Below are 3,617 nucleotides of genomic sequence, written 5' to 3' on the forward strand. Positions count from 1 at the left end.
GTCTTGGGGCAGTGGACCTCCAGGGCGCGGATCTCCGTCTGAGCGACGACGAGAAACGGCGAGGGCCGTTTCGACCGACCGGACGGCCCGCTCAAGCGTCCACGTCCGCCGGCCCGTCGACCTCAGCGCGAGCCCGCGCCGTGAGGAGGCCCTCCGCCCTGTCGCAACGGACGCGGACAGAGGGGGCCTGCATGGCCACGAAGCACTTCCTGGGCGCCGCCGCCGCGGCGCTGCTCATCTCCTACCCCGCCTCGGCCGCCGAGGCCGACGGCGACGTCGAAGGGGTCATCGTCACCGGCACGCGCGCCTCCCAGGGCGTCGACGCGAACAAGCTCGGCTCGTCCGTCACCCTGATCACGGTGCAGGACATGCAGGACCGCCAGGTGCGCCTGGTCTCGGACGTGCTGCGCGACGTGCCGGGCTTCGCGGTCAGCCGCACCGGCGCGGTGGGTGGCCTCACCGCCGTGCGCGTGCGCGGGACCGAGGGTAACCACGTGCTCACCCTGATCGACGGCATCGAGGCCGCCGACCCGTTCCAGGGCGAGTACGACTACGGCCAGTTCCTGAGCGACGACGTCGCCCGCATCGAGATCCTGCGCGGGCCGCAGAGCGCGCTCTACGGCTCCGACGCCATCGCCGGGGTCGTCAACTACATCACGCCCAGCGCCGCCGACGCGCCGGGCGGGCGTTTGCGCGTCGAGGCCGGCTCGCACGGCGCCTTCGGCGGCGCCGGCCGCTACGCCGTGGTGCTGGGTCCGCTGGACCTGGTGCTCAACGCCGACGTCCAGACCACCGACGGCTACGTCACCCAGACCCTGCCGGGCGGCCGCCGCAAGGTGGGCTCCGAGCTGGAGGGCTTCTCCGCCAAGGCCGGCTACCAGGTCAGCGACGCGCTCAAGCTGCGCGGCCTGGTGCGCTACTCGAACACCCACGCCGAGACGAACGGCTCCAGCTTCGGCCGCGGCCAGGTGGACAGCTTCGGCAGCTACTCCGACGCCACCAGCCTGCTCTACTTCGCGGGCGCCGACCTGAACCTCCTGGACGACGCCTGGACCCACAGCCTGTCGTTCCAGGGCCTCGACGCCGAGCGCAACGGCTACAGCGCCAACCGCCGCTCCAGCGGCAGCGAGGGCGTGCGCAAGAAGGCCTCCTATGCCACGACCTACCAGCTGGAGACCGGCGACCTCGTCCACCGCCTGACCGGCGCGGTCGACTGGGAGAAGGAAACCTACCAGAACACCTCGCCGCCCAGCGCCGGGGCCGACACCACCCGCCGCTCGATCGAGAACACCGGCCTGGTGGCGCAATACGACCTGGAGATCGGCGACAACGCCGGCCTGGGCGGCGCGGTGCGCCACGACGCCAACGACTTCTTCGCCGACGCCACGACGTGGAAGGCGCACGGCTTCTGGCGGCTGAACGACATGATCCGGCTGCGCGCCGCCGCCGGCTCGGGGATCAAGAACCCGTCGCAGACCGAGCTGTTCGGCTTCAACGCCAGCGGCCCGTTCCCCTTCCGCGGCAACCCCGACCTGAAGCCCGAGAAGTCCGAGAGCTGGGAAGTCGGCGTCGACCTGGCGTTCCTCGACGGCCGCGCGCGGCTGGGCGCCACCTACTTCGACGCCCGGCTGAAGGACGAGATCTTCACCTACTTCGGCGGCCCGGGCCTGCCGTCGGCCTGCGCAGCCCCGCCGCCGGGGACCAGCACCGCGTGCAACCGCGAGTTCAAGTCGAAACAGCACGGGGTCGAGGTCTTCGGCGAGGTGGCGGTCACCGACAGCCTCTCGCTGTCGGGCAGCTACACCGACCTCACCGCCAAGGAGAACGGGCTGGAGGAGATCCGGCGCGCTCCGCATATTGGCAGCGCCAACGTGACCTGGCGGCCGCTCGCCGGTCGCGCCACCGTGAACCTCAACGTCCGCTACAACGGCCGCCAGCTCGACTCGAACTTCTCCGGCATCGCCGCGCCGTTCCCGGCCTCCTTGCCTGACGTGAAGCCGGCCACCGGCGCCAATGCGGGTCGCGTGGTGCTGCCGTCGTTCACCCTGGTGAACTTCGCCGCCAGCTACGACATCGACGACCACGTCGAGATCTACGGCCGGGTCGAGAACCTGCTCTCGGAAGACTACTATGAGGTCTTCGCCTTCCCGACCGACGGGCGGGCGGCCTACGTCGGCGCGAGGGTGAAGTTCTGAGGAAAGACAGACACCTCTCCCCTCCCCCTTGCGGGGAGGGGTCGGGGGTGGGGGTGCGTCCCTGGAAGCTTGGCGCTAACACCCCAACTCCCAACCCTCTCCCCGCAGGGGGGAGAGGGCTTTTGGCGTTTGGCCTCGCGCTTGCCCTTGCCCTCCCGGCCCACGCCGCCAAGCCCCAGCGCATCCTGTCGATGAACCAGTGCACGGACCTCTTGCTGCTGCAGCTGGTCCCGAAGGCGCGGATCGCGGGAGTGACCTATCTCGCCCGCGACGGGTCGGCTGCGCTGTTCCCCGGCGCGGCGGATGGTGTCCCGGTCAACTACGGGACCCCGGAAGACATCATCAAGTTCCGGCCCGACCTCATCCTCACCGGCGACTTCTCGCTGGCGGTGACACGGCGGCTGGCCCACGAGGTCGGCGCGCCGCTGGTCGAGGTGAAGAGCACGCGCACCTTCGACGACGTCCGCCAGAACCTGCGCCAGGTCGGCGCCGCCGTCGGCGAGCCCGCGCGCGCCGAGGCGCTGGTGCGCGAGCTGGACGCCCGCCTCGCTGGGCTCGCCGCCCAGCGGCCCGCGCGCCCGAACCGCGTCGTCGTCTGGGACGGCGGCGCCACGGTCCCGGGCTCGGAAACCTTCGCCAACCAGATCATCCGCACCGCCGGCGCGGTGAACATCGCCGCCGAGCCGGGCGGCCTCTACACCGGCTTCGACGTCGAGCGCCTGCTGGTCGCGCGGCCCGACGCCCTGCTCTCGGCCGGCGGCGCGCGGCCGCTCTTGCAGAACGACGAGGCGCGCCACCGCGTGGTCCGCCGCCTCTTCGCCGGCCGCCGGATCGCCTACCCGGAAGTCGCCTTCAACTGCGGCCTCCCGCAGTCGGCCAAGGCCGCAGTCGACATCCGCCGCCAGCTCGACGCGCTGCCGCCGGGGACCGCCCGATGACCGCGCGCACCCTGCCCATGCGCAGCCTCGCCATCGGCGTGCTGGTCCTGGCCGCCGCCGCCTCGCTGTTCCTGGGGCGCGTGAACATCAGCCCGCAAGAGATCCTGCACGGCCTCGTCTCGTCCGACGTCAGCCTCTCGCGCCTCGTGGTCCTGGAGCTGCGCCTGCCGCGCACGGTGCTGGCGATCCTGGTGGGCGCGGCGCTCGGCCTCTCCGGCGCGGTGCTGCAGGGCCTGCTGCGCAACCCGTTGGCCGAGCCCGGCCTGCTCGGCGTCTCCAGTGGCGCGGCCCTGGGCGCGGTGGTCTCGATCTACTTCGGCCTGGCCGCCGCCTTCAGCCTCGCCACGCCCATCCTGGGCCTCGCGGGCGCGCTCGGCGCCGGCGCGCTCACCTTCGCGCTCGGCCGCGGCGGCACGCTCAGCCTGATCCTGGCCGGCGCCGCGGTCTCCGGCCTGATGGCCGCCTTCCTGGCCATGGCGCTCAA

3 protein-coding genes are annotated in these 3,617 nt (G+C 72.2%); all 3 read left to right on the forward strand.

All coding sequences use genetic code 11. The features are described from left to right. Window positions 1–191: 191 nt before the first annotated feature. Window positions 192–2,195, forward strand: a complete 2,004-nt coding sequence (locus VGD44_RS00005) for a TonB-dependent receptor plug domain-containing protein (protein ID WP_331082550.1) — start codon at window positions 192–194, stop codon at window positions 2,193–2,195. Between the two features lie 122 nt (window positions 2,196–2,317). Then, window positions 2,318–3,133 carry an ABC transporter substrate-binding protein gene (locus VGD44_RS00010; RefSeq protein ID WP_331082552.1) on the forward strand — a complete coding sequence of 272 codons (816 nt, stop codon included), beginning with the start codon at window positions 2,318–2,320 and terminating at the stop codon, window positions 3,131–3,133. Further along, a partial coding sequence (locus tag VGD44_RS00015) for an iron chelate uptake ABC transporter family permease subunit (protein ID WP_331082554.1) occupies window positions 3,130–3,617 on the forward strand: 488 nt, incomplete at its 3' end. The genes VGD44_RS00010 and VGD44_RS00015, both read left to right, overlap by 4 nt.

The organism is Phenylobacterium sp., from assembly GCF_036402295.1.
GTDB lineage: Bacteria > Pseudomonadota > Alphaproteobacteria > Caulobacterales > Caulobacteraceae > Phenylobacterium.